The sequence below is a fragment of the Arthrobacter sp. 01L42 genome, from assembly GCF_056400005.1.
The window spans coordinates 72,281-92,257 of record NZ_JBFTSL010000003.1 but is presented as its reverse complement, the minus strand read 5'-3'; the positions used below and the strand labels follow the sequence as shown (position 1 = coordinate 92,257).

Annotated in this window: 23 protein-coding genes; 12 read left to right on the top strand and 11 right to left on the bottom strand. The window is 64.5% G+C overall.

Annotated elements, in window-relative coordinates; all coding sequences use genetic code 11:
* Positions 1 to 59: 59 nt before the first annotated feature.
* The 3 genes from AC1DN2_RS03575 to AC1DN2_RS03565 form a co-directional block, all read right to left on the bottom strand.
* Positions 60 to 1,196: a sensor histidine kinase gene (locus tag AC1DN2_RS03575; RefSeq protein ID WP_476849250.1), complete on the bottom strand. Its 1,137-nt coding sequence runs from the start codon at positions 1,194 to 1,196 to the stop codon at positions 60 to 62.
* 230 nt (positions 1,197 to 1,426) lie between these two features.
* Entirely contained in the window at positions 1,427 to 1,813 is a 387-nt protein-coding gene (locus AC1DN2_RS03570; protein ID WP_476849249.1) for a hypothetical protein, read from the bottom strand.
* 106 nt (positions 1,814 to 1,919) lie between these two features.
* Positions 1,920 to 3,293 carry a DJ-1/PfpI family protein gene (locus tag AC1DN2_RS03565; protein WP_476849248.1) on the bottom strand — a complete coding sequence of 458 codons (1,374 nt, stop codon included), beginning with the start codon at positions 3,291 to 3,293 and terminating at the stop codon, positions 1,920 to 1,922.
* 289 nt (positions 3,294 to 3,582) lie between these two features.
* On the opposite strand from AC1DN2_RS03565, the gene AC1DN2_RS03560 reads away from it, so the two are divergent.
* The 5 genes from AC1DN2_RS03560 to AC1DN2_RS03540 all read left to right on the top strand — a co-directional run bounded on the left by AC1DN2_RS03560 (position 3,583) and on the right by AC1DN2_RS03540 (position 8,152).
* On the top strand, positions 3,583 to 3,972 hold the full coding sequence (locus AC1DN2_RS03560) for a VOC family protein (RefSeq protein WP_476849247.1): 390 nt from the start codon (positions 3,583 to 3,585) through the stop codon (positions 3,970 to 3,972).
* Between the two features lie 123 nt (positions 3,973 to 4,095).
* Entirely contained in the window at positions 4,096 to 5,286 is a 1,191-nt protein-coding gene (locus AC1DN2_RS03555) for a Fic family protein (RefSeq protein WP_476849246.1), read from the top strand.
* Between the two features lie 105 nt (positions 5,287 to 5,391).
* Positions 5,392 to 6,093, top strand: coding sequence for a MerR family transcriptional regulator (locus AC1DN2_RS03550; RefSeq protein WP_476849245.1), 702 nt, complete (start codon positions 5,392 to 5,394; stop codon positions 6,091 to 6,093).
* 175 nt (positions 6,094 to 6,268) lie between these two features.
* On the top strand, positions 6,269 to 6,718 hold the full coding sequence (locus AC1DN2_RS03545; RefSeq protein WP_230009278.1) for a cupredoxin domain-containing protein: 450 nt from the start codon (positions 6,269 to 6,271) through the stop codon (positions 6,716 to 6,718).
* 60 nt (positions 6,719 to 6,778) lie between these two features.
* Positions 6,779 to 8,152 (top strand): FAD-binding oxidoreductase, encoded by a 1,374-nt coding sequence (locus AC1DN2_RS03540; protein ID WP_476849244.1) that lies wholly within the window; start codon positions 6,779 to 6,781, stop codon positions 8,150 to 8,152.
* 46 nt (positions 8,153 to 8,198) lie between these two features.
* Here the strand turns inward: AC1DN2_RS03540 and AC1DN2_RS03535 are convergent, their stop codons facing one another.
* Complete coding sequence (locus AC1DN2_RS03535; RefSeq protein ID WP_476849243.1) at positions 8,199 to 9,251, bottom strand: S66 family peptidase; 1,053 nt, start codon at positions 9,249 to 9,251, stop codon at positions 8,199 to 8,201.
* Positions 9,252 to 9,391: 140 nt separating this feature from the next.
* On the opposite strand from AC1DN2_RS03535, the gene AC1DN2_RS03530 reads away from it, so the two are divergent.
* The 3 genes from AC1DN2_RS03530 (at position 9,392) to AC1DN2_RS03520 (ending at position 10,815) form a co-directional block, all read left to right on the top strand.
* Positions 9,392 to 9,724, top strand: a complete 333-nt coding sequence (locus AC1DN2_RS03530; protein ID WP_476849242.1) for a hypothetical protein — start codon at positions 9,392 to 9,394, stop codon at positions 9,722 to 9,724.
* 160 nt (positions 9,725 to 9,884) lie between these two features.
* The gene (locus AC1DN2_RS03525) at positions 9,885 to 10,124 is read left to right on the top strand and encodes a hypothetical protein (protein WP_476849241.1); all 240 of its coding nucleotides are present in this window, start codon (positions 9,885 to 9,887) and stop codon (positions 10,122 to 10,124) included.
* A 202-nt stretch (positions 10,125 to 10,326) separates the two neighbouring features.
* Positions 10,327 to 10,815, top strand: coding sequence for a GNAT family N-acetyltransferase (locus AC1DN2_RS03520; RefSeq protein ID WP_476849240.1), 489 nt, complete (start codon positions 10,327 to 10,329; stop codon positions 10,813 to 10,815).
* 451 nt (positions 10,816 to 11,266) lie between these two features.
* Here AC1DN2_RS03520 and AC1DN2_RS03515 read toward each other — a convergent pair whose 3' ends face one another.
* A complete protein-coding gene (locus tag AC1DN2_RS03515) occupies positions 11,267 to 11,941 on the bottom strand; it encodes a ScbR family autoregulator-binding transcription factor (protein ID WP_476849239.1) in 675 nt (224 codons plus the stop codon).
* 441 nt (positions 11,942 to 12,382) lie between these two features.
* Between AC1DN2_RS03515 and AC1DN2_RS03510 the strand changes: the two genes are divergently transcribed.
* Positions 12,383 to 13,177 carry an MBL fold metallo-hydrolase gene (locus AC1DN2_RS03510; RefSeq protein ID WP_476849238.1) on the top strand — a complete coding sequence of 265 codons (795 nt, stop codon included), beginning with the start codon at positions 12,383 to 12,385 and terminating at the stop codon, positions 13,175 to 13,177.
* A 101-nt stretch (positions 13,178 to 13,278) separates the two neighbouring features.
* Here AC1DN2_RS03510 and AC1DN2_RS03505 read toward each other — a convergent pair whose 3' ends face one another.
* Together AC1DN2_RS03505 and AC1DN2_RS03500 are read right to left on the bottom strand one after the other, a co-directional pair.
* The gene (locus AC1DN2_RS03505; protein ID WP_476849237.1) at positions 13,279 to 14,001 is read right to left on the bottom strand and encodes an AAA family ATPase; all 723 of its coding nucleotides are present in this window, start codon (positions 13,999 to 14,001) and stop codon (positions 13,279 to 13,281) included.
* A gap of 123 nt (positions 14,002 to 14,124) precedes the next feature.
* Positions 14,125 to 14,550, bottom strand: coding sequence for a GNAT family N-acetyltransferase (locus AC1DN2_RS03500; RefSeq protein ID WP_476849236.1), 426 nt, complete (start codon positions 14,548 to 14,550; stop codon positions 14,125 to 14,127).
* 191 nt (positions 14,551 to 14,741) lie between these two features.
* Here AC1DN2_RS03500 and AC1DN2_RS03495 point away from each other — a divergent pair, with 191 nt between their 5' ends.
* A complete protein-coding gene (locus AC1DN2_RS03495; RefSeq protein ID WP_439954074.1) occupies positions 14,742 to 15,071 on the top strand; it encodes a YqfO family protein in 330 nt (109 codons plus the stop codon).
* Positions 15,072 to 15,108: 37 nt separating this feature from the next.
* On the opposite strand, the gene AC1DN2_RS03490 is transcribed toward AC1DN2_RS03495, so the two are convergent.
* Entirely contained in the window at positions 15,109 to 15,804 is a 696-nt protein-coding gene (locus tag AC1DN2_RS03490) for a class I SAM-dependent methyltransferase (RefSeq protein WP_476849235.1), read from the bottom strand.
* A gap of 96 nt (positions 15,805 to 15,900) precedes the next feature.
* Here AC1DN2_RS03490 and AC1DN2_RS03485 point away from each other — a divergent pair, with 96 nt between their 5' ends.
* Positions 15,901 to 16,491, top strand: a complete 591-nt coding sequence (locus tag AC1DN2_RS03485) for a helix-turn-helix domain-containing protein (RefSeq protein WP_476849234.1) — start codon at positions 15,901 to 15,903, stop codon at positions 16,489 to 16,491.
* Between the two features lie 23 nt (positions 16,492 to 16,514).
* On the opposite strand, the gene AC1DN2_RS03480 is transcribed toward AC1DN2_RS03485, so the two are convergent.
* The 3 genes from AC1DN2_RS03480 to AC1DN2_RS03470 form a co-directional block, all read right to left on the bottom strand.
* Positions 16,515 to 16,742, bottom strand: coding sequence for a hypothetical protein (locus AC1DN2_RS03480; protein ID WP_476849233.1), 228 nt, complete (start codon positions 16,740 to 16,742; stop codon positions 16,515 to 16,517).
* 76 nt (positions 16,743 to 16,818) lie between these two features.
* Positions 16,819 to 17,271 (bottom strand): hypothetical protein, encoded by a 453-nt coding sequence (locus AC1DN2_RS03475; RefSeq protein WP_476849232.1) that lies wholly within the window; start codon positions 17,269 to 17,271, stop codon positions 16,819 to 16,821.
* Positions 17,272 to 17,417: 146 nt separating this feature from the next.
* Positions 17,418 to 18,281 (bottom strand): AraC family transcriptional regulator, encoded by an 864-nt coding sequence (locus AC1DN2_RS03470; RefSeq protein ID WP_476849231.1) that lies wholly within the window; start codon positions 18,279 to 18,281, stop codon positions 17,418 to 17,420.
* A gap of 349 nt (positions 18,282 to 18,630) precedes the next feature.
* Between AC1DN2_RS03470 and AC1DN2_RS03465 the strand changes: the two genes are divergently transcribed.
* On the top strand, positions 18,631 to 19,977 hold the full coding sequence (locus AC1DN2_RS03465) for an ABC transporter substrate-binding protein (RefSeq protein ID WP_476849230.1): 1,347 nt from the start codon (positions 18,631 to 18,633) through the stop codon (positions 19,975 to 19,977).

Below are 19,977 nucleotides of genomic sequence, written 5' to 3'. Positions count from 1 at the left end.
CCGGACGAGTGTTTGGTCATCGACGAGCAGCACCCGGATCGGGCGTGTGGACGGGGCAGCTACGGCTTCCAAATGGCTCCTTCCGGCAGCGGGAACCGTGCGGTCACGGACCATCCACCGTTGGTCAGGGGTCCCGCGCGCAATGTACCGCCGTAGAGTGCGACGCGCTGGCGCATTCCCGCCACGCCGTGTCCAGCACGGTCGGCAGGGGCGTCCACGGGCTGGCCGTCGTCGGTCACCGAGACCATGATCTCCTGGCCGGTGAACTGCGAGCGAACCGTGACCGCTGTTGCGGCGCGCGCGTATTTGAGCGCGTTGGTGAGCCCTTCCTGGATGACCCGATATACAGCCAGCTGGATCCCGGTGTCAGCCGGAGCGACTCCGGCCGACTGCAGAACCACGGGAAGCCCCGCAGAGCGGAAAAGCTCCACCAGCGCGGGAACATCGCCCACCCCCGGCGATGGTGCTGCCGCGCCGGCCAATTCGCCGGTGTTGTCCTCGTTCAAGACTCCGAGCATCCGGCGCATGTCCGTCACCGCAACGCGGCCTGTCTCGGCGACCTGGCGCATGGCTTGGACGGCGCGGGCAGGGTCGGTCGGGGCGATTTCCGCCGAACCATGGGCCAAGGAAATCATCACCGCCAATCCATGAGCGACGATGTCGTGCATCTCCCGGGCGATCGCGTTGCGCTCGGCGGCGGCCGCAATGCTGGCCAGATACTCCCGTTCATGCATCAGCCGGTCGGCACGGTCCACCAGGGCGGCCACGTAGCTGCGGCGCATGCGTACGTTCAGCCCGAGCAGGGTCGCGATCACTAGTACGGCAATCGCCTGGACGGCTTGGCCAAGGTCCACCATCGACCGGGGTTGCTGGACCGCGGCGGCAAGGAGAATTGCGCTGATGGCCAGAAGGGCAAGGACGGCGTGCCGTGCGGACCGGTAAACGCCGACGGCGTAGAGCGCCATGGCTGTCGCCACCGCTGCGAAGCTGGCCGGAACCGAGAACGTGATGAGCATGATGCCGGCTGTGGCGGCCAAAGAAGACATCGGAGCCTGCCGGCGGAACAGCAGTGCGGTGCCGGAAACCACCGCCGCCATCAATGGCAGAACCAACGCTGGGCCGTCGGCAGTGGGAATGGCAACGGCTGCTGCCAGGGCCGGCCCTGTGTATGCGATGGCGGCCAGGACGTCTGTCATACGCGGACCAGGGCGCCATCCGCCCAGCCGAAGCGCTTCGTCCGACGAAACCGGCGACGTCGGCGACGTCAAGGCCACACCCGGCAGTGTTGCGGGGTGTGCAGTGTTCCTGCGTCGGTCATGCTCCGGACTGTACCGGTCGTGGAGTGCATGAGGGTCCTTGGGTCTTGGCGATGGTGGCGTGCGGCCAGTACTGCCAGGTTGCCGCTCCTGGAGCGGCTGGCACGAGATCAGTGGAGTGCGAGGACCAGGTAGAGGGCTGCCAGGGCCATCGTTGTGGGGGTCATGACGAAGCGTTCGGGTTTGCTTCGGGAGATTGCGTTCATGAGGACTCCGAGCACGAAGTATGCCGTCAGCACCCACACGGTGATCGCAGTAAATGATTCGCTGACCAACAGCGGGACAAAGCCGGACTTGGCCAGCGCCGCATAAGCGAAGAGGGCGTACAGGGGTATGGATGCTGCGCTCCCGATTCTGAGTTTGGCCGGGAGGACGCGGTGTTGTCCGCCCCATGCCATTCTCCCCAGCGGTGCTCCCGCGAGCAGCGCCACTTGGAAAACAGCCAGGCCGGCCAAGAGTGCGCAGGCGAGTATTGCGGAAAGCTGGTCCAACAGCATCTGGATCCATCCCCTTGTCGAGTCCTGGGCAGCAACGCGTGTTGCGCCGTGCGATGCACGCCGTCTTGTGGTGGCTGTGGAGAGCATATTCGTGAATCCGAGGCAATTACGGGACCCGCAAGCCGCGCCCTTGCCTTCGGCGCCGGATGGCGCTTCGAATGACCGCTGGGATTGAACCGATCAAGGTGGCGAGCAGGAGGCCGAGCGCGATCAGTCCGGGAACCCGGCCAGAAGCTTCTCCGGCCGGAAGGTTGAGGTGCGCCGTCGGGTAGTCGATCATCTTAGCTGCCGATACAGCGGTTGTACGGTCGGTGTGCTGCGCCAGATACGTGATGGCGCCGTCGAACCCGAGCACCCCGCCGGCGCCAGCAAAAGCATCCACGGGAATGTCGCGGGACGCGGCCCAGCCGCGCAATTGCGGATCAATGCCCTCGTCCCCAGCCGCGCCAGGGGCAACGACGTTGTCCACCGGAGGTGCCTCGTGTTCCGGGACGGTCAGGAGAATCATCCCGTGTTTGGTGGTGACCGTGTCCGTGGCGGCAACCGCCACCGTCCGGGCAGCGAATGACATGTTGTAGACCTCGAATGCGCTGGCGACGTCGATTTCACCCACCCCGTTGAAGAGGCCGACGGCGATCGTCGGCCGGAACCAGGGGAGGAGGGCGTTGAGCCCGACGGGAATATCCGAGGCGGCGAAGGACTGGTCAGGTATCTGGGCTGCCGCCGCCACCTGCCAACCCGGGTAATTCATCAGCCGGCCGATTCGCTCGGCTTCGGCCGTGCCGGCCAGGTCCTCCAAGACTTTCAGGGCGCCGGGGATGCCGGAGGACACACCGGCCGTCGTGGTGATCCTGCCGTCCTGAACGAATCGCAGGCCTCCCATCCATTGGACCTCGGGATGGCTCCGCTTGAGCGCACCCAGGCGGGACCAGTGGCTCGTAGCCTTACGCCCGTCCAGCACACCGGCTTCGGCCAGGACCATTGATCCGCTGCACACGCCAAGGACGCGGGCGCCGTGCCCCGCTTGTTCCGCGATCCAGTCCCGCATGGGTGCTTCTTTTGCGCTCTCCGGGGCGCCGACGGCCGGGACCACCACCAGGTCAGGCTGCCGCGCCCTGCCCGAACGGATGTCCTCGAACGTGTACGTGGGCACAATCGCCGGACCCCCGTCGACGGCGGCAGGGACGGCCCGCGCTGCGATTGTGTAGACCGAAAAATCCTGGGAACTGGCAAACACTTCGTAGGGGGCCAGAACGTCACTTCCCACGGTGCCTGACGATCCCAGGACAACGGCGACAACTATCGCGCCGGAAGAGGAGGGCCGGTTCGTGGGCAGGTTGGTCAGCTCTTGAGCGGCGGGGCGGACGTGACTTTGCGCGTCCGCCACCACCGCGCCCGCGAAAGCCATCGCGGTCACAGCTAAGAGGGACAGGCCAACCGAGAGAGCGGCGTGAATGAGTCGTCCAGAGAGGGGAGCCATGAGTGAGTCTCGATTCCGTGTGAAGTTGCGGGGCTTGTGCTGTCCATGTCCCCAGCGTTGTTCTTTCACGCTACGGATCGCCCAATCCACACACATCGGCCCCGAGGACACTCCTGAACAGGGACAAGTGGTACCTGGGTACTACCCGGGCGCTCCATCGGATGCTTCCTGTACGTCGCAGGTTGCACGTTCCACTCCCCGGTGACCGACAAGAATCTGGCGTCACCTGTAGGGCGCGCCTTTGATCCACGGCCTGTGCGCAGCTGGAAACAGGGGTACTGTGAGCCGCATGGAGATGCGCCTCGAGGTAGTGCAAGTACCGGTCAGTGATGTGGACCAGGCCAAGTCGTTCTATACGGACATGCTCGGGTTCGTTCTGGACCACGACGTCGAATACATCCCGGGAATGAGGGTCGTGCAACTCACGCCACCCGGCTCCGCCGCCTCTATCGTCGTCGGTACCGGAATGACCAGCATGCCGCCGGGCAGCCTGGAGGGCCTGCAATTGGTGGTCCCCGATATGGCGTCCACGCGGGCTGAGCTGCTTCGGCGGGGAGCCGAAATCAGCGAAGTCCAGGACATGGGTGGAATCGCCTTCGCCTACTTCAGCGACCCGGATGGCAACCGCTGGGTGCTGCAGGAAGCCACGAGGCCGCACGTGAGGGAAGCCGGCTCCTAGGGCTGGACGATCGAGGGCAGCGCGCCCCGCCAGGGCAGGTTTTCCGAAGCACGCGTCGCGTTATTCATGTTTAGCCCCTAAAGTCTAAATAGTAGGGTGACTATTTAGACTTCCGGAGGATCCATGACCCGCTGGCCCGCGCACGGCAGCAAGATGATGCCCTGGAAGTCGTCCGGGCGGCCGCCGCGCGAAGACCGGGAATTCACCGAGGTGGTGGTCTCGCTGCCACCCTTGATCGCCGGGAGCTGGTTCGATCCGGGGCGTGAGACCATCGTCGCCCTGGAAGAGGCCGCCGTCGCCATCGCATCCCTGGACGTCACCGCCGGCACGCGGATGGCCGCCATTAGCGGGTTCCTGCTCCGCAGCGAGGCGGTCTCCTCCTCCAAAATCGAGCACGTCAACGCCAACCGCGACGACTACGCCCGGGCCATGATCGGGCTCAAGGCCAGTGACGACGCCCGCTCCATGGTGGCGGCCGCCGACGCCGTACAAGGAATGATCGACGACGCCGGGCGAACCGGCGAGATCCGGCTGGAGGCAATGCTGGCCGCCCATCGCACGCTCATGAAGGACGACCCGATGGACGGCCCACACGCCGGCCGGTTCAGGGAGGTTCAGAACTGGATCGGTGGCAGTGACCATTCACCACGCGGCGCCATCCACGTCCCGCCCCCGCCGGAGCTCGTGCCGGACCTGATGGGAGACCTGATGGTCTTCTGCAACCGCCGCGACGTGCCGATCATGGCGCAGGCGGCAATCGCGCACGCCCACTTCGAGTCCATCCACCCGTTCACGGACGGCAACGGCCGGATCGGGCGGGCACTCATCGGTGCGATTTCCCGGCGTCGTGGGCTCACCAGGAACACCGTCACACCTATCGCGTCGGCGATGGTCGCCGACGTCGACACCTACTTCAGCCTGGTCAATAACTACCGCTCCGGTGATGCCGATCCGTTCGTGCTCTACCTGGCCCGTTCCGCTGTCCTTGCCTCGGATGCTGCCCGCGAATCCGTCGCCGCCCTCGATGCGCTGCCGGCGATGTGGCTGGAGCTGGCCAGGCCACGCAGAGGATCCGCGGACGAGAAGATCATTCCGTGGCTGCTGGAGCGGCCCGTGTTCGAGGCCCACAGCGCAGCCCACATTGCCGGCGTCGCCGAAAGCTCCGTGTACGCCGCACTGCAGCGGCTCTCCGCCGCCGGGGTCATTACCCCCGTCACCCAGTCCAAGCGCAGCCGTGCCTGGGCGGCGACCGAAGTCCTCGACGAGGTGGACCGGCTGAACAACCGGCTGGCCGACGTCGGGAAGGCTGGCTGACGCCGGGAAGACGGGCTGACCGGACGGGACGGGGCCGGCGGCCGGCACGCGGGGCCGGCGTAGGGTCTTGATCCTCACGCGGGGTGAGGATCTACGGTTGTTCCCATGACAGAGACGAGCGGTGCCGCAGGTCAATGGAGCATCGGCGAGCTTGCCAAAGCGTGTGGCGTAACGGTCAGGGCGCTCCATCACTACGACGAGATTGGGTTGTTGCCGGCAGGCCGGCGGACGGCTTCCGGCCACCGCCGCTACACCGAGGACGACGTCCGGCGGCTCTACCGGATCCGGTCGCTGCAGATGCTCGGCCTCCCGTTGGCCGAAATCGGCGTCGCACTGGGAACCCCTGCCGATGACATGGGCTCGCTGCGCACGCTCCTGGAAAGGCAGTTGCTGCACCTTCGCCTGCACGCCGAGCAGGTCCAGGCGGTCCAGGACCGGATACGCGACCTGCTTTCACGCATCGACGGGGCCGCCATGCCGGCGCCGGAACAGTTCATGGCAACTTTGGAGATGATCACCATGCTCGAAAACTACTTCACCCCAGAACAGCGCCAGGAACTGGCCGGCCGCAGGGCCGAACTTGGCAGCGACAGCATCGGGGCCGCCAAAGTCCGGTGGGCCGCATTGGTCGAGGAGGGTCTCAGGCACGTCGAAAACGGGACGCCGGCATCCGATCCGTCCGTCCGGGAATGGGCCACGGCATGGGACGAGATCGGATCCATGTTCCACGCAGGCGAAGAGACCAAGGCCGCTGCCCGGTCCATGTGGCAGGACAATAAGACTGCCCTCAGTGCCGATCTGCCCTAGACCCCTGAGCAACTGGCCGGACTCTTGGCCTACCTGCAAAAGGCCAGGACGCAGCCCTGATGGCCCGTGCTCTCTGTCGGAGCTTTTCAGCGGTGCTTTTTGATGGTGGCGGATGCAGAATGGAAGGAAGCCGGGCTGATTTCTCAGCCCCCTCCAGCGTCGAGGACGGCACATCATGACGAGCAACAAGACACGGACTGCACTTGTGTTGGCGACGGTACTGATCGGGTTGAGCGGCTGTGCCGGAGGCGGCGGAACGCAGGCGTCGGCGCCCGCCACGACCGCCGGGACCTCTCCCAGCATGTCGATGGAACCGTCTGCCCCGGCCGGCTCCACCGCTTCGGGGCCGGGAAGCGGGGCGGCAAACGCCGCCGCCGCCGCAATCACGATCAGCAACTTCGCCTACGAGATACCGGGTGCGGTGGCTCCCGGCGCGGAGGTGAAGGTGATCAACATGGACACCGCAGAGCACACGGTAACCGCAGACCAGAATGCGACCCTCTTTGATGTCGAGGTCAAGGAAAACGGCGGGACGGCCACATTCAAGGCACCTTCCGAACCGGGGACCTACGCCTTTCACTGCAACTACCACCCCAACATGCACGGCTCATTGACGGTCAAATGAGCGCGACGCCGCCGGCCGGCGCGCGTCCTTGACGATCTCGAACGAGAAAGGTGCCGTGGCGTGGCTTTCGGGACCCCCGCACCGTCGCTTGACCCATCCGCCGTCGATGGCCTGGGCTCGGCGCTCCGGGGCCGGCTGTTCCGGCCCGGAGACGCCGGCTACGACGAAGCCCGGAAGGTCTTCAATGCGATGATTGACCGCCGGCCGGACGTCATTGTCCGCCCTGCCGACGCCGAGGATATTCGCCGTGCCGTGACCTTCGCCCGGGAAAATGATCTCCCTGTCTCCATCAAGGGCGGCGGCCACAACGTGGCAGGGAACGCCGTCGGCGCCCATGGGCTCATGCTGGATTGCTCCGGCATGAAGAACGTTCAGGTCGACGCCGAACGGCGCGTCGCCGTGGCCGGAGCGGGTGCGCTCCTGGCCGACCTTGACGTCGCCACCCAGGCGCACGGCCTGGCCACGCCGCTCGGAGTCGTGTCGGTTACCGGCATCGCCGGTTTGACCCTCGGAGGTGGCATCGGTTGGCTCAACGGCGAACACGGGCTCGCTTGCGACAACGTGCTGGCCGCCGACATCGTGACTTCGGATGGCAGGCTGCTGACGGCGAGCCCCGACCAACACACCGACCTCCATTGGGCCATCCGCGGAGGCGGCGGCAACTTCGGTGTTGTCACGTCTTTCACCTATCGTTTGCATCCGGTCGGGCAGGTTCTTGCCGGAGCGCTCTCATTCCCGGCCGAACGGACAAGGGAGGTCCTGGGCTTTTATCCCGGATTCGCCGCTTCGTGCCCCGACGAACTCTCGATGTCGGCTAGTCTGGGGTGTGACACCTCAGGACGCCCTGTCTTCGGCGTCGGCGTCTGCTGGAGCGGCGGGCATGATGAGGCGGAGCTGGCGCTCCGGCCCCTGCGCGACCTCGGCCCAGATGTGGACGCGGTGGTGCCCACCGACTATGGCGTTTGGCAAAGCGCCCACGACGGCGGCTTTCCGTCGGGCCGGCACCACTATTGGAAATCGAGCTTTTTGACTGACCTCACCGCCGACGCCATCGATGTCCTGCTCCAGTTTGCGGCCGAGATGCCTTCAACGGCGAGCGGCATCGGAATGCAACAACTGCACGGTGTGGCCGCTCGGGTTCCCCCGGCGGCCACGGCATTTCCCCATCGCCGGTCCCAGAGCGAACTCCTCATCCTGGCCCAGTGGTCCAATCCGGCAGAAACGGAGCGACACGTCGGCTGGGCCCGCGCCTTCTTCGAAGCGATGCAGCCCTTTGCTGCTAGCGGGGTGTACGTCAACGATCTTGGCCAGGAAGGGGAGGAGCGGGTGAGGGCAGCCTACGGCGCCAACTACGACCGGCTGGCCGCCGTCAAAGCCGCATACGACCCCATCAACCTCTTCCGGTCAAATCAGAACGTGCGTCCGACCGCATAGGAAATGATGATGATCCGACGTGTGCTCACGGCACTGCCTGCCACGATCAGGCATAGCTGGCTGTAACCCTCCTGGCTTCGCCGTCGAGTTGGATTCGACCGCCGTAGGGGAGGATCCACTGCGGCCGGGTGTGTCCGAAGGGGACCCCGACGCACACGACGGCGTCCGGGTTGTATCGTGCGATTTCGGTGCTGACCACATCGCGTTGTGCGGTGCGGAGCCGAGCCCGTTCGGCGGCAGGCGGAACCTGCCCGTGGCTGCTGACTGGAGGCCTGGCGACCATCACGCCGTCGACCGCCCCCAGGACACCACGCTCGCCGAGCGCTCGAACCCATCGCTTGACCCAATCGGCGGGAACCAGCAGTTCGCTGGATTCGAGGATCAGGATTGTGCCCCGGAGCGCGTCGACGGCGGGCAGCCTGTCGGCGATGGCGAGCTGGTCGAGGACTTCGATGCAGCCACCCCAGGTGTAACCGGAGACCGTGCGTTCGGGACCTGTCCACGTCCAGGGTTCGGTGGGTTCGCGGTCGCCGTAGTCGACGAGTGCCCGCGGCTCGAGCCAATCCGGCCCGAAGTCCTCCGACTCCCCGGGATCGGTGATCTCGAGCTCGCCTCCAGTGAGCAGCGCGGCCCGCAGGGAAGCGAGGTGGACGTCGTCAGCACCCGGTCCGGCGCCGAGGTGGACCTGGGTCGAACCGCCATAATATCCGCGTATCCCGAGTGACCACAGCCAGTTCAGCAGGTTGGTGTTGTCGCTGTATCCGACGAAGATCTTTGGATTCGCCCGGACGGCCGCCTCGTCGAGATGAGGTACGACCGTGATCTGGTCGTCGCCGCCGATCGTCGCGAGTATCGCGTGGATGCTGGGATCGGCGAACGCCGCATTGATGTCCGCCGCCCGTTCCTCGGGACTGGATCCGAGCTTGCGCGTCGTCGGGAATTCCACAGGAATCAAACCCGTAGCCGATGTAAGCCGCCGCATCGCCTGCTCATGCACGGCCGGGGCGAACCCGGGGGCGGCGAACGACGGGGAGAGAACCGCGACTCGATCGCCCGCATTGAGTTTCGGGGCGGACAGCTTCAGTTGCGAATGATCCATGCACTCATCGAACCAGACGGGACGTGGTTCGAGGCAACTCGACGACCCGACGTGTCGGTGCAGGATCCTTAACGTGCTGCCGAGAGGAGCAGACCAAATAGCGGTGCCGATGACACGCCCGATAACTCCGTGATTCAGAAATGGTGTGGGTCAAAGCCGTATCTGGCGCGCACCCATTTTCGGTATTTGGTGCAGCCAGTGCTGTAGGCTCCGATTCGAACCTTGGGGGACTGATGCTGAACTACTTTCGCGAAACGCAAGAGGCACGATTTGCAACCCGTGCACGCCGGATCTATGGCTACGTCTCCGTCGGCTTCGTTGTTGCTGTCGGGGTCTTGGTGATTGCCGGACTGGCGCCGGTTTGGACTTCCTGGACGATCCTCGGCGTTTCTTGCGTTCTGGACGCTTTCCTGACCCGAAAGTGGATCAGAGAAGACGCACTCAGGGCTTATCGAAGCGACCGGGCCGGCTGACGCCGCCCCGGCGGTGGGCAACGGGCAATGCATTCACGGCGGCCGCAACGGCCACGGCCGACACTAAACGGGGGAAGCTATGGACAAACGCCCGTTAAGCCACAAGGGAAAGCCGTCAGTATGGTCCGTCGTCCAGCTGGCCCTCAGTCTCTGCGCGTTGGTGGCAACCAGTGTCGCGGCCATCCTGTGGAATCCGATCGACGCAGACTTCATCAATCGCGCCGACAATGCAGGGTGGGACGAATCCATGCTTCTCCCGCACCAAATGGAACTCTCGCTCGTCCTCAACGCGTCAGTTTTGGCAACGTTTGTCGTCGTCATGACCGCGATCATTGGCGTGCTGGCCTCACGCCGGCGGACCAACGCCACGCAGCCCGGAAATCCGTCCGCTATCGCCTGATCCTTGCCACTTGGGGCTCCCGGCCCGATATTCCGAACGTCCAAATGGACTCGTGAAACGGTGGCCCGAAAGTTGGAGCCGCAATGTCGCGTGGCTCCAGCCTGCGGCTTTTTGGCCAGCGGCAGTCCAGAATTCACCACGTAGTTTCGAGTCGACGGAGGCCGGCGCCTGACTGATTCGAGATGGCTGGAATACTGGGGAAATGACTCTCGCTGAACTGGAACTGCCTGGCGGCCCATTCACCATCAGGAAAGCTCAATCATGTGATGTGGCTTCGATTGTTGGGCTTCTGGCTGCCGACCAGCTCCGGGCCTCTGTCGACTCGATTGCAGACGAGCACCGGCATCCCTACGATCTTGCTTTCCAGGCAATTGATGCGGACCCCGCGCAGCTTCTTCTCGTAGTTGTCTCAACCGAAAATGAAGTGGTTGCGACCATGCAACTGACATTCATTCCCGGCCTCGCCAGAGGCGGAGCGACACGACTGCAGATCGAGGCAGTGCGGGTCCGGTCTAGCCTCCGGAGCAACGGCCTTGGAGGGGCGATGATTACGTGGGCGATCGCTGAAGGGCGCCGGCGTGGCGCAAGGCTGGTTCAGCTCACGTCTGACGAGTCCAGGGTCGCGGCACACCGGTTCTATGAGCGTCTTGGCTTCGAAGCGTCGCACGTGGGCTTCAAACTGCCCCTCTGAGATTGCGTCTCGACGGTAAGCGGCGCAGTTTTGGCGTGGGTAGTGGCCTAGGGGAGGGCTCTCGAACGGCCTCACTCGTCCCGCTCCACGCCTCCGCACATGGGGGCGCCCCGATGCTATTGGGGGATGCATCGGGGCGCCACCCACAACCATAGGCGGAGGCCTGTTCAAGTTCAAACGTGACGGCGGCGGCCGCCGCCGTCACGTTTGGATCGCCATGGCGGACAGTCCAGGCCAGGGGTCCGTGCCGGCGCCCCCCAAAAAATGCGCGCCGACACAGCCGCTCTCCGAGCGGAGTCCCCAATGGATCCGAGACAAGAATAAATGACCACTCACCCTAAAACAAGGCGGTCATCCGGTTTATGGGAGTTGGACTCGCTGAAAGTCTCGCGGATGGCAAGCAAGGCGCCACCTGCCCGGGGCTGCAGTACTCGGTGGCCGTGTGAGCCCGTCACGGTGCTGGTGGGGTGGGATTCCGCGGCGGGTTGGGGCTTCCAGCGGAAACCAGTCCGGAGAGAGCATGGGCGTCACCGTTGAAATCGTCATGCATGATCCCCGGCAGCACGATCTCCCACATCTCTTCGATCCGTTGCATGACGTCCGCTCGGTCGGTAAGTACTCCGGAGACCATCTGAACCCCGGTGAACGAAGCAACAAGGTATCGGGCAAATGTCCCGGCGTCGACGGAGGGCCGGACCTGCAATTCTGCCTTGGCCCGTTCGGTAAGCTGCTCCATGACGGCGATCCAGTCCTCGTAGGGGCCGCGCACGGGCGGACCAAAAGCCGTCGCTTCAAACGTCAATCGGATGCCGGCCCTGACAACTGGCTCGTGCACGAGCTGAAGACCGAAAGCGCGGCACAGCAGGATCATTGCCGTCAGGCCCGGCCAATCCCCGGCAAGGATGCTCTCGCTTTCGGCCACGACGATCCGATGCTGCTCCTCGATGACCGCCCTGGCGAGATCTTCCTTGGACTGAAAGTGGAAATAGAGGGCGCCCTTGGTCACCCCGGCTGTCTCAGAGACCTGGGTCAGGCTGGCACTGCCGTAGCCGTGCTCCTCAAAGACCGCAGCGGCACCGACGACAATGGCACCGCGGGTGGCCTTCGCGCGATCCTGAATGACCATCTGTGAACCTCAACTTCAACTCTGGGATGTGGAAGCAGGATCTTTACCCACCCGCTGCGCGAGTTGATCGGGAGTTCCGCTGGCCTTCTCTGAAGCACCCTGGCGCGCATTTCCGGGATCCACCGGCCGCCAACTGAAAGGTAGGGGACGAAAGACTGGTCCGATCCTAGCAAAACGGTCAACCGTCTTGGTGCGCCAGCCGAGGCCCCAGCTGCCGAGGGTGTACTGGGACCGAGGTTCCACAATTCCTCCTTGACAGGTATTTGGTCCTCACTATAGGAGTTGCAGAACGTATCACTGTTAGGAAGAGGAGATGATGGGCCGCATCGACCATTGGATGAATGTCTCCGCCGAGCTGCGGGTGGAGCAAGTTCCGGGGGACAACCACGCCACCCGCGATGTAAACGAGGCCAGCTCGTGTTGAGGCAGGTCGCGGAGGGTGTGCTGATCCACGAGAGCGAGTTCTGCCAGAGTAACGCCGTCGTCGTAAAGGGCCGGGCTGGCGTGCTGCTCATCGACGCCGGGGTGCACGGCTACGAAATGGACTGCCTCGCGAAGGATCTGTCCGATTCGGGCCAGACCGTTGTGGCAGGCTTCTCGACGCATCCTCATTGGGACCACCTGCTTTGGCACGCCGGGCTCGGCGCGGCTCCCCGTTACGGCACCGCGCGCTGCGCGGCTACCGCCCGGGATCGGCTGTCGGGCGGAGTGGACGCGGTCGCGAAGGCGGCCGGCATCCCCGAACAGGTACCGCTGGACCTCCTCGGCCTTCTTACCGGCCTGCCCGTCGGGACGGTGCAGATTCCTTGGGATGGGCCCCAAGTCCGCATTCTCGAGCATCGAGCACATGCCCCGGGCCACGCGGCGCTGTTGATTGAGGAACGTGGGGTTCTCGTCGCCGGCGACATGCTTTCTGATGTTTTGATCCCGATGCTCGACTTGAACGACACCGAAGACCCGATCGAGGACTACCTCGCCGCGCTGCGGCTGCTCAAGGGCGTGGCGGGCGACGTCGATGTCCTTGTCCCCGGACACGGGTCCGTCGGCGGAGCTGAACAGGTACACGCACGGATCGACCAGGATCGGGCGTACGTGCACGCCTTGCGTGACGCCCATGAGCCCAGCGACCCGCGGGTCGGCCCATCGGCCGCTCCCGGGTGGGACTGGGTGAGCGGCGTTCACGCACGGCAACTCCAGCGCCTCGCCCAAAGGAAGTCGGGAAAGCTCGACACATGACCTGAGCGTTGACCGCGGTCGGCGGTTCGTTTTTCCCCTGTGGCGTTGTCTGGCATTTTCCGTTCGGGGACGCCGTTAGTTCAACCCCGACCGGGCCGGCCTTATAGGTGTCTCAGGTATCTTTCGGGGGAGTCCATGAATGATCGCCAGTTGGAAACCAGATCGAGGTCCGACCATTCCTGCTGCCGAAGTCCCCACGGGCCGACTTCGAGAATCTGCGCGCCTGGAAGCGCTGCAAGAACTGGGGAGTGCGTGGACATGATGACTTGCGAGGAGCCTTCGGCGAGGAGATCTTTCAAGACCGCAAGGAGGCTGAGGCATCCCGCGAAGGACAGCGCTGATTCCGGTTCATCGAGCACCCACAATCCGTGTCCCCGGAAACGATCCACGGCCAGCTCCAGGAACGATTCACCGTGTGACATGTCGTGGAACGAGATGTCCGGACCCGCGGTGCTCGGGTTCTTCTCGAGGTAGGTGAAGAAGCCGTGCATGGTTTCCGCGCGCAGGAAGTAGCCGCGTCTTGTGGCGCCGGCGGTGCGGACAAGCTGCAGGTGATCGGCAAGTATGGACTCCGTGGATCGGGTGCTGTGGCGGGCGCCTGTAGATCCGCCTTCTGGAGACAAGCCATAAGCCAGTGCAATGGCTTCCACGAGAGTGGATTTTCCCGACCCATTTTCGCCTACGAAGATTGTGGCCGGGGTCAGCTCGAGCCCTTGGTCCAGAACCTGTGCGACAGGGGGCAGGTTGCCTGGCCACCGACGCCGGTCGAGGACGTGGTCCGGGTCTTCGGCCAACCGTCTGATCGGAAAACTATGCGGGGGCATGCCCCATTCTTACAGGCACCTCTCGCGGTCCTGCCCCACCGGGCAGGGTCACTGAGGAGTTCGCAGCGGCCCATGACGAAAGGTCCTGGAACATACCAGTCATTTCGAACTGAAACTCCGGGACTACCGAAATAGAGCGAAGACACGCACGGGTTCCGGAGCGAAGTTCGACCCTTCCGTAAAACCCATGGCTTCGTAGAAGGCGCGTTGCCCTGGTTCATTGTCAGTGATGAGCACTGTTTGCCGGACATGCGCGTATCGTGCCGTGACGTGCTCCACCAGAGCCCGGCCTACGCCCGCGCCTTGGAAAGGCGGCCGTACAAGGATGTCCTGCAAATAGCAGATGGTCGCATCGTCGGACACAACCCTCGCGAGGCCAACTAGCTCACCATCCCCATTCCGGGCCGTCACGACAAATGAGGAACTTCGGATCGCTCTGGCGAGCAGTTCCGGATCCCGGGTATAGGCGGCCCACCCCACAGATTCGTACAACGAGAGAACCTCGGCATCGGAAAACCCGTTGGATGTGAGGATGCTGAACGCCGGCATCCGACCAGTGTTGCATGGCCTTGCCATTTGTTCATGGACACCGTGCGCACCTCCGATTACGGCGCCGACGAGAACGATCCGAAGGTCGCCCAGATCGAGCGCGAGGACCCGCTCGGCGGGTCCGGAGCATCCACATTCTGATTAGCTGGAACCCTCGGCGCTGAGAGGCACCCGGTGGCAGACTTTCTGCCATGGAGCCCATGGATTGTCTGGTCATTTACGTCCCCACCGACGCTGCGCCCGCGGTCCGGCAGGCCATTGGCGACGCCGGGGCGGGCAGGCTCGGCAATTACTCCCACTGCTCGTTCAGCCTCGACGGCACCGGGCGTTTTACCCCGTTACCCGGCGCGACCCCGTTCGTCGGCGTCGTCGGTTCCTCCGAGGAGGTGCCGGAAACCCGGATCGAGGCAATCTTCCCCCGCTCCCGGCGTAACGCCGTCGTCAATGCCGCGTTGTCCGTTCATCCGTACGAGACGCCGGCGTTCATGACCTACCCGGTAGATGCCAGCCGGCCGGACTGAGCAACACCGGGGGTGCAGCGCGGCGGAAACTGTGAGGTCACCCGCGCCGGGTGGCACGCACGACGACGTCTTGCCGCGGCAACGCACGGTCACCGGGTCCGGGGAGTGTCCGCGTGATCTCCTCGGCACTCGTGATGCTCCATACGGCAGCGTTGAGACCCCCGGTGATGTCCGCGAGGGTGACAGTCGCTTCCGGGGGCGGGCGGTGCCCGTGCCCCGGGGAGGCGGGAGCGTGCAGGTGCCCGACGATCAACAGCGTGCCGCCGGGGGCTACCCAATCCGAGATGCGTTCGTAGAAGGCAAGCTGCGGCATCGCCGGATGAGCGTAGTGGGTGGTCACAAGGTCGAACCGATCTCCCGGTTCCCATGACGTCAGGTCCGCCTCGACCCAGGTCACCTTGCCGGACATAGGCTGCCCTTCGGCACGCTCGGCCGCTTGGGCGAGGGCAGCGCCGGAGATGTCGGCGCCGGTGACCTGCCAGCCGTGCGCGGCGAGCCAGGTCGCCTCTGCCCCTGTCCCACACCCGGCATCCAGCGCTGTTCCCGGTGCGATTCCGCTGGTTTCGCGGATGAGATGCGGGTTCGGGGCAGCCCCTCCCGAATCTGCCTGGGCGGGATCGTGGGCATGCTCCCAGTGCTGTTGCCAGTAGTCCTTGTCGAAGCTGTGCGTCATCGCGTCACCGTCGCGTCCGCCCGCTGCTTCCCCTGGCGATGTCTTTGCCGTCCCGGCCATGTGGAACCCCTTACGATCTGATGTGCCTTCAGATTCCATGCTCCCGGGCCGGCAGGTGGATGTGCAAGCGGTATTGCCGAATGGCAAAATAGCCTCATGAATGACGATCTCGACCACACACTCAGCGCCGTCGGGCCGCGCCTCAAGCGCCTGCGACTCCGCCGGGACGTCACCCTCGCAGACCTCGCCGAGCAGACAGGCATCTCCGCCAGCACACTCTCCAGACTCGAAGCAGGCCTGCGGCGGCCCACTCTCGAGCAGCTGCTCCCGCTGGCCCGCGTGCACGGGGTAACCCTCGACGAACTCGTCGATGCGCCGCCGACCGGCGACCCCCGGCTCAATCTGCGTCCCGTCGCCGGTCCGGACGGGTCGACGATCTTGCCTCTCACGCGACGCCCAGGCGGCATTCAGGCCTACAAGTTCATCTTCCCCAAGGGCAGGGATGGGCAGGAGCCTCAGCTGCGTACCCACGAAGGCTACGACTGGGCCTATGTCCTCAATGGCACCTTGCGCCTGGTCCTCGGTGAACATGACCTGATCCTCAGGCCCGGCGAAGCCGTGGAGTTCGACACCCGAACCCCGCACTGGTTCGGCGCAACCAGCGCCGGTCCGGTCGAATTCCTCAGCCTTATCGGCAAACAAGGTCAGCGCACCCATGTCCGGGCGGCACCCAAGCGCGATAGCTAGGCGCATCCTCTGATGTGCTCTCCTTAGGACCCTGCCGGCGCCATTCGGAGGGCCAGCATCCCGCCTTCGAGGAGTTCAAGTTCGACGATCCGCAATGTGTGCCGGGTTCCGTCCTCCGGCAGCATTTTCTTGCCACGCCCGTTCTCCCGCTCGCGAAGCTCGCGGACCTGGCCGGGTATGTCGTCGGCGATAATCGTGCTGTTGTTCCAGCCGGCGTGGTCCAGCGTGGTCGACACGACATACTTCGGCATGGCGTTGAATGTGCCGGCGGTGAAGTCACTGTCAGCTTGCCCATGAAGATCTCCTTCAGGTTGCGGCGCCTGGCTGTTATCCGCGGTTTCGGAGCCGGAGTGTTCGGGCCTCGTGGATGGCGGCCAGGGCAACTGCGCTGGCGGCGAGCCTGAGGGCGTGGACCCTGTACCACCGCTTCAGCAGGGGGTTGCGGCGCGTCTCACTGAGCGGTTGCGGGCTGAAGAACAGGTCGGGGTTGATGGACCGGAGCAGATAGGCGGTCGCGGCCGCACCCGTCGTCGAGCTGGCCGCAGCGACTAGCAGCCATGGCCTGCTGTCGGCATGATTCCAGCCTGCCACGAGGGCACCGATTGCCGCCGGCGCATTGATCGGTGCAATCGGTGCGTAATAACGGCCCGGGCTTCCCGCCCCAAAGGGCGAGCGGGGCAGTTCACGGCTTGCTTCCGCCGCCGCGACGCGGTGCGGGATTTTGACGAGGACCTCATAGAGATTGCCGAAAAACCAATGCGCGTGACTGAACTCCGCCACGCCCAAGATCCGATCAGCGAATAAATCCCGGCGGCCCGAGGAAGCCTGTCCCATGCCCACAATCTACCGCCGATGCCCACCGCCGGGCCATGGTGACCAGCTCGCGCGCCCCGGGGCGGAGAGTGCAGAACCCCGCGCTGTTGCCGTCAGTTCTGCACCCGCTGACGATAGTCCCGGGGGGTTTCGCCTGCGTCATTGCGGAAATGCCGGTTGAAGTTGGACAGGTTCGTGAAACCCACTTCGTAGCAGATGTCCGAGATCGATTTGTCGCTCCGCTCCAGCAGGCGGCGGGCGTGGGCCAGCCGAAGTTTGCGCACCAGATCACTGAAATTCTGGCCGGTCGCGCGCTTGAAATACTTCGAAAATGTCGGTTCCGACATACCCACCAGCGCCGCCGCCTCGGACATCCTGACGCTGCCGGCGTGGTTGCTGAAGACATACTCGAGGACGAGGTCCACCACCGCCGCGGCCTGCCCGTCCAGTTGCGGCCTGAACCATTCGTCGGCGAGGTAGCGCCGTTCGGACTCTGGCGCACGCGAAAGAATCGCCAACACGTCAAAGAGATGCTGAAGCCGCTGCAATCCGGTGGAGGTCCCCATCGCCTCCAGGGAAACGGCGGCGGCACGGGCTGATCGTCCGAGGAACTCGATCCCGCGCGAGGACTGCTCCAGCAAGAGTTTGACCTCGGCCATTTCCGGCAGAATCGAGGCGGCCCTCTCCACCCATTTTCCGTCGAACTGAATAAGGACGTCCCTGCCCTGAAGCACTTCTCCGGGTCTCAGGTCGCTGACCCAGTCGTGCGGCAGCCCCGAACCCACCAGGGCCAGGTGCCCGGCCTCGAAAGTGCCGATGTGGTCTCCCACGATGAACTTTCCGGTGCCCTTCCGGATAAGGTGCAGCTCGTATTCAGGATGGTAGTTCCAACGTGCGACCGGGCTGGGGTAGTCGTGCTCGTGCCAGCGCACGGAATGGTTGGGGTCTTCCGGAATCACCTCACGGTTGGCCCGCATCCCCAGGAGTCTTTCGGCAAGCCTGGCCGCTGCGCCGTCATTGATGGCCGAGCCGCCGCCTGGGTCCGCCGCGCTCATCGTGGTTCTCCCTGCGTTCGGATCATGACAAATGTGCGGCATCTGTGCCGAGTCTTCCCAGAATAGCGCCCGGACGGGGCCGCCCCCGGAAAATTAGTATCAGAATTCTGCAAGCATCGCGCTAGTTGTGCCCTATGCCACAAGCCTAATCTTGAGGAACACCAGCGAGGAACCAGGCATTGAGGCCCTCGTCCCGCTCACCGCCCCGCACCCCGACATAGCAATCGGAGTAGGGCAGCATCGCACCCCCTGAAGAACAAAGGAGTCCTTAATGCGCGCTAAAACACGCGTCGCCATGGCGGCAGGCGCCCTGTGCGCGGCACTCAGCGCCTCGGCCTGTGCAGGCGCCGGCGGCGGCAATTCCGCAGGCGACCCGAACAGCATCAATGTCCTGATGGTCAATAACCCCCAGATGGAGGACCTGCAGCGGCTCACCGCTGATAACTTCACGAAGGAAACCGGCATCCGGGTCAACTACACCGTCTTGCCGGAAAACGACGTCCGCGCCAAGATCAGCCAGGAGTTCTCAAGCCAGGCCGGCCAGTACGACATTGCGTCACTGTCCAACTACGAGATCCCGTTCTATTCCGCCAACGGGTGGCTGGCACCGCTGGACAACGTGGCCAAGGATGCCGAGTTCAACCAGGCGGACATCCTGCCGGCCTACACGGCGTCGCTGACCGGCACGGACGGCAAACTCTACGGCGAACCTTTCTACGGGGAATCCTCCTTCCTGATGTACCGGAAGGACATCTTCGACGCCAAAGGACTGACTATGCCGGAGAAGCCGACCTGGGACCAGGTCGCCGACCTCGCCGCCAAGGCTGACGGGGCGACGCCAGGGATGAAGGGCATCTGCCTGCGCGGCCAGCCCGGCTGGGGCCAGGTCTTCGCACCACTGACCACCGTGGTGAACACCTTCGGCGGGACCTGGTTCGACAAGGACTGGAATGCGAAGGTCAACGCCCCCGAATTCACCGCAGCCACGGAGTTCTACACCAAGCTGGTGCGGGAGCACGGTGAAGCGGGCGCCGCCCAGGCCGGGTTCACGGAATGCCTGAACAACATGAGCCAAAGCAAGGTCGCCATGTGGTACGACGCCACCTCCGCGGCCGGTGCCCTGGAAGCCGAGGCCTCTCCCGTGAAGGGAAAGATTGGTTATGCCCAGGCGCCCGTGAAAGAGACCAAGTCCTCCGGCTGGCTGTGGACCTGGTCCTGGGCGATGCAGGCGGCCTCCAAGAAACAGGACGCTGCCGCCAAATTTATCGCCTGGGCCAGCTCGAAGAATTACGAGGAACTGGTCGCGTCCAAGCTCGGCTGGTCCAAGGTCCCGTCCGGTAAGCGCATTTCCACGTACGAAAACACCGAGTTCCAGCAGGCCGCGCCGTTCTTCAAGGCCGAACGCTTCGCTATTGAGAACGCGGATCCGACCAACCCCGGTGTCCAGCCGCGGCCGGCGGTCGGCATCCAGTTCGTCGGTATTCCCGAGTTCGCGGCCCTGGGCACCCGGGTGTCCCAAGGTGTGAGCTCCGCCATCGCCGGCCAGGGCTCCGTTGCCGATGCGGTGGCCAAGGGCCAGGAAGCCGCACAAAAAGTCGGCGACAAGTACAAGAAGTAA

What these genes read in the sequence shown, in the direction of transcription:
- AC1DN2_RS03560 (WP_476849247.1), top strand. Translation starts at nt 3,583, where the DNA reads ATGGAGATGCGCCTCGAGGTAGTGCAAGTACCGGTCAGTGATGTGGAC.
- AC1DN2_RS03535 (WP_476849243.1), bottom strand. Translation starts at nt 9,251, where the DNA reads ATGGATCATTCGCAACTGAAGCTGTCCGCCCCGAAACTCAATGCGGGC.
- AC1DN2_RS03550 (WP_476849245.1), top strand. Translation starts at nt 5,392, where the DNA reads ATGACAGAGACGAGCGGTGCCGCAGGTCAATGGAGCATCGGCGAGCTT.
- AC1DN2_RS03545 (WP_230009278.1), top strand. Translation starts at nt 6,269, where the DNA reads ATGACGAGCAACAAGACACGGACTGCACTTGTGTTGGCGACGGTACTG.
- AC1DN2_RS03465 (WP_476849230.1), top strand. Translation starts at nt 18,631, where the DNA reads ATGCGCGCTAAAACACGCGTCGCCATGGCGGCAGGCGCCCTGTGCGCG.
- AC1DN2_RS03530 (WP_476849242.1), top strand. Translation starts at nt 9,392, where the DNA reads ATGGTGTGGGTCAAAGCCGTATCTGGCGCGCACCCATTTTCGGTATTT.
- AC1DN2_RS03515 (WP_476849239.1), bottom strand. Translation starts at nt 11,941, where the DNA reads ATGGTCATTCAGGATCGCGCGAAGGCCACCCGCGGTGCCATTGTCGTC.
- AC1DN2_RS03495 (WP_439954074.1), top strand. Translation starts at nt 14,742, where the DNA reads ATGGAGCCCATGGATTGTCTGGTCATTTACGTCCCCACCGACGCTGCG.
- AC1DN2_RS03480 (WP_476849233.1), bottom strand. Translation starts at nt 16,742, where the DNA reads ATGCCGAAGTATGTCGTGTCGACCACGCTGGACCACGCCGGCTGGAAC.
- AC1DN2_RS03565 (WP_476849248.1), bottom strand. Translation starts at nt 3,293, where the DNA reads ATGGCTCCCCTCTCTGGACGACTCATTCACGCCGCTCTCTCGGTTGGC.
- AC1DN2_RS03500 (WP_476849236.1), bottom strand. Translation starts at nt 14,550, where the DNA reads ATGCCGGCGTTCAGCATCCTCACATCCAACGGGTTTTCCGATGCCGAG.
- AC1DN2_RS03470 (WP_476849231.1), bottom strand. Translation starts at nt 18,281, where the DNA reads ATGCGGGCCAACCGTGAGGTGATTCCGGAAGACCCCAACCATTCCGTG.
- AC1DN2_RS03575 (WP_476849250.1), bottom strand. Translation starts at nt 1,196, where the DNA reads ATGACAGACGTCCTGGCCGCCATCGCATACACAGGGCCGGCCCTGGCA.
- AC1DN2_RS03555 (WP_476849246.1), top strand. Translation starts at nt 4,096, where the DNA reads ATGACCCGCTGGCCCGCGCACGGCAGCAAGATGATGCCCTGGAAGTCG.
- AC1DN2_RS03505 (WP_476849237.1), bottom strand. Translation starts at nt 14,001, where the DNA reads ATGCCCCCGCATAGTTTTCCGATCAGACGGTTGGCCGAAGACCCGGAC.
- AC1DN2_RS03485 (WP_476849234.1), top strand. Translation starts at nt 15,901, where the DNA reads ATGAATGACGATCTCGACCACACACTCAGCGCCGTCGGGCCGCGCCTC.
- AC1DN2_RS03490 (WP_476849235.1), bottom strand. Translation starts at nt 15,804, where the DNA reads ATGGCCGGGACGGCAAAGACATCGCCAGGGGAAGCAGCGGGCGGACGC.
- AC1DN2_RS03520 (WP_476849240.1), top strand. Translation starts at nt 10,327, where the DNA reads ATGACTCTCGCTGAACTGGAACTGCCTGGCGGCCCATTCACCATCAGG.
- AC1DN2_RS03570 (WP_476849249.1), bottom strand. Translation starts at nt 1,813, where the DNA reads ATGCTGTTGGACCAGCTTTCCGCAATACTCGCCTGCGCACTCTTGGCC.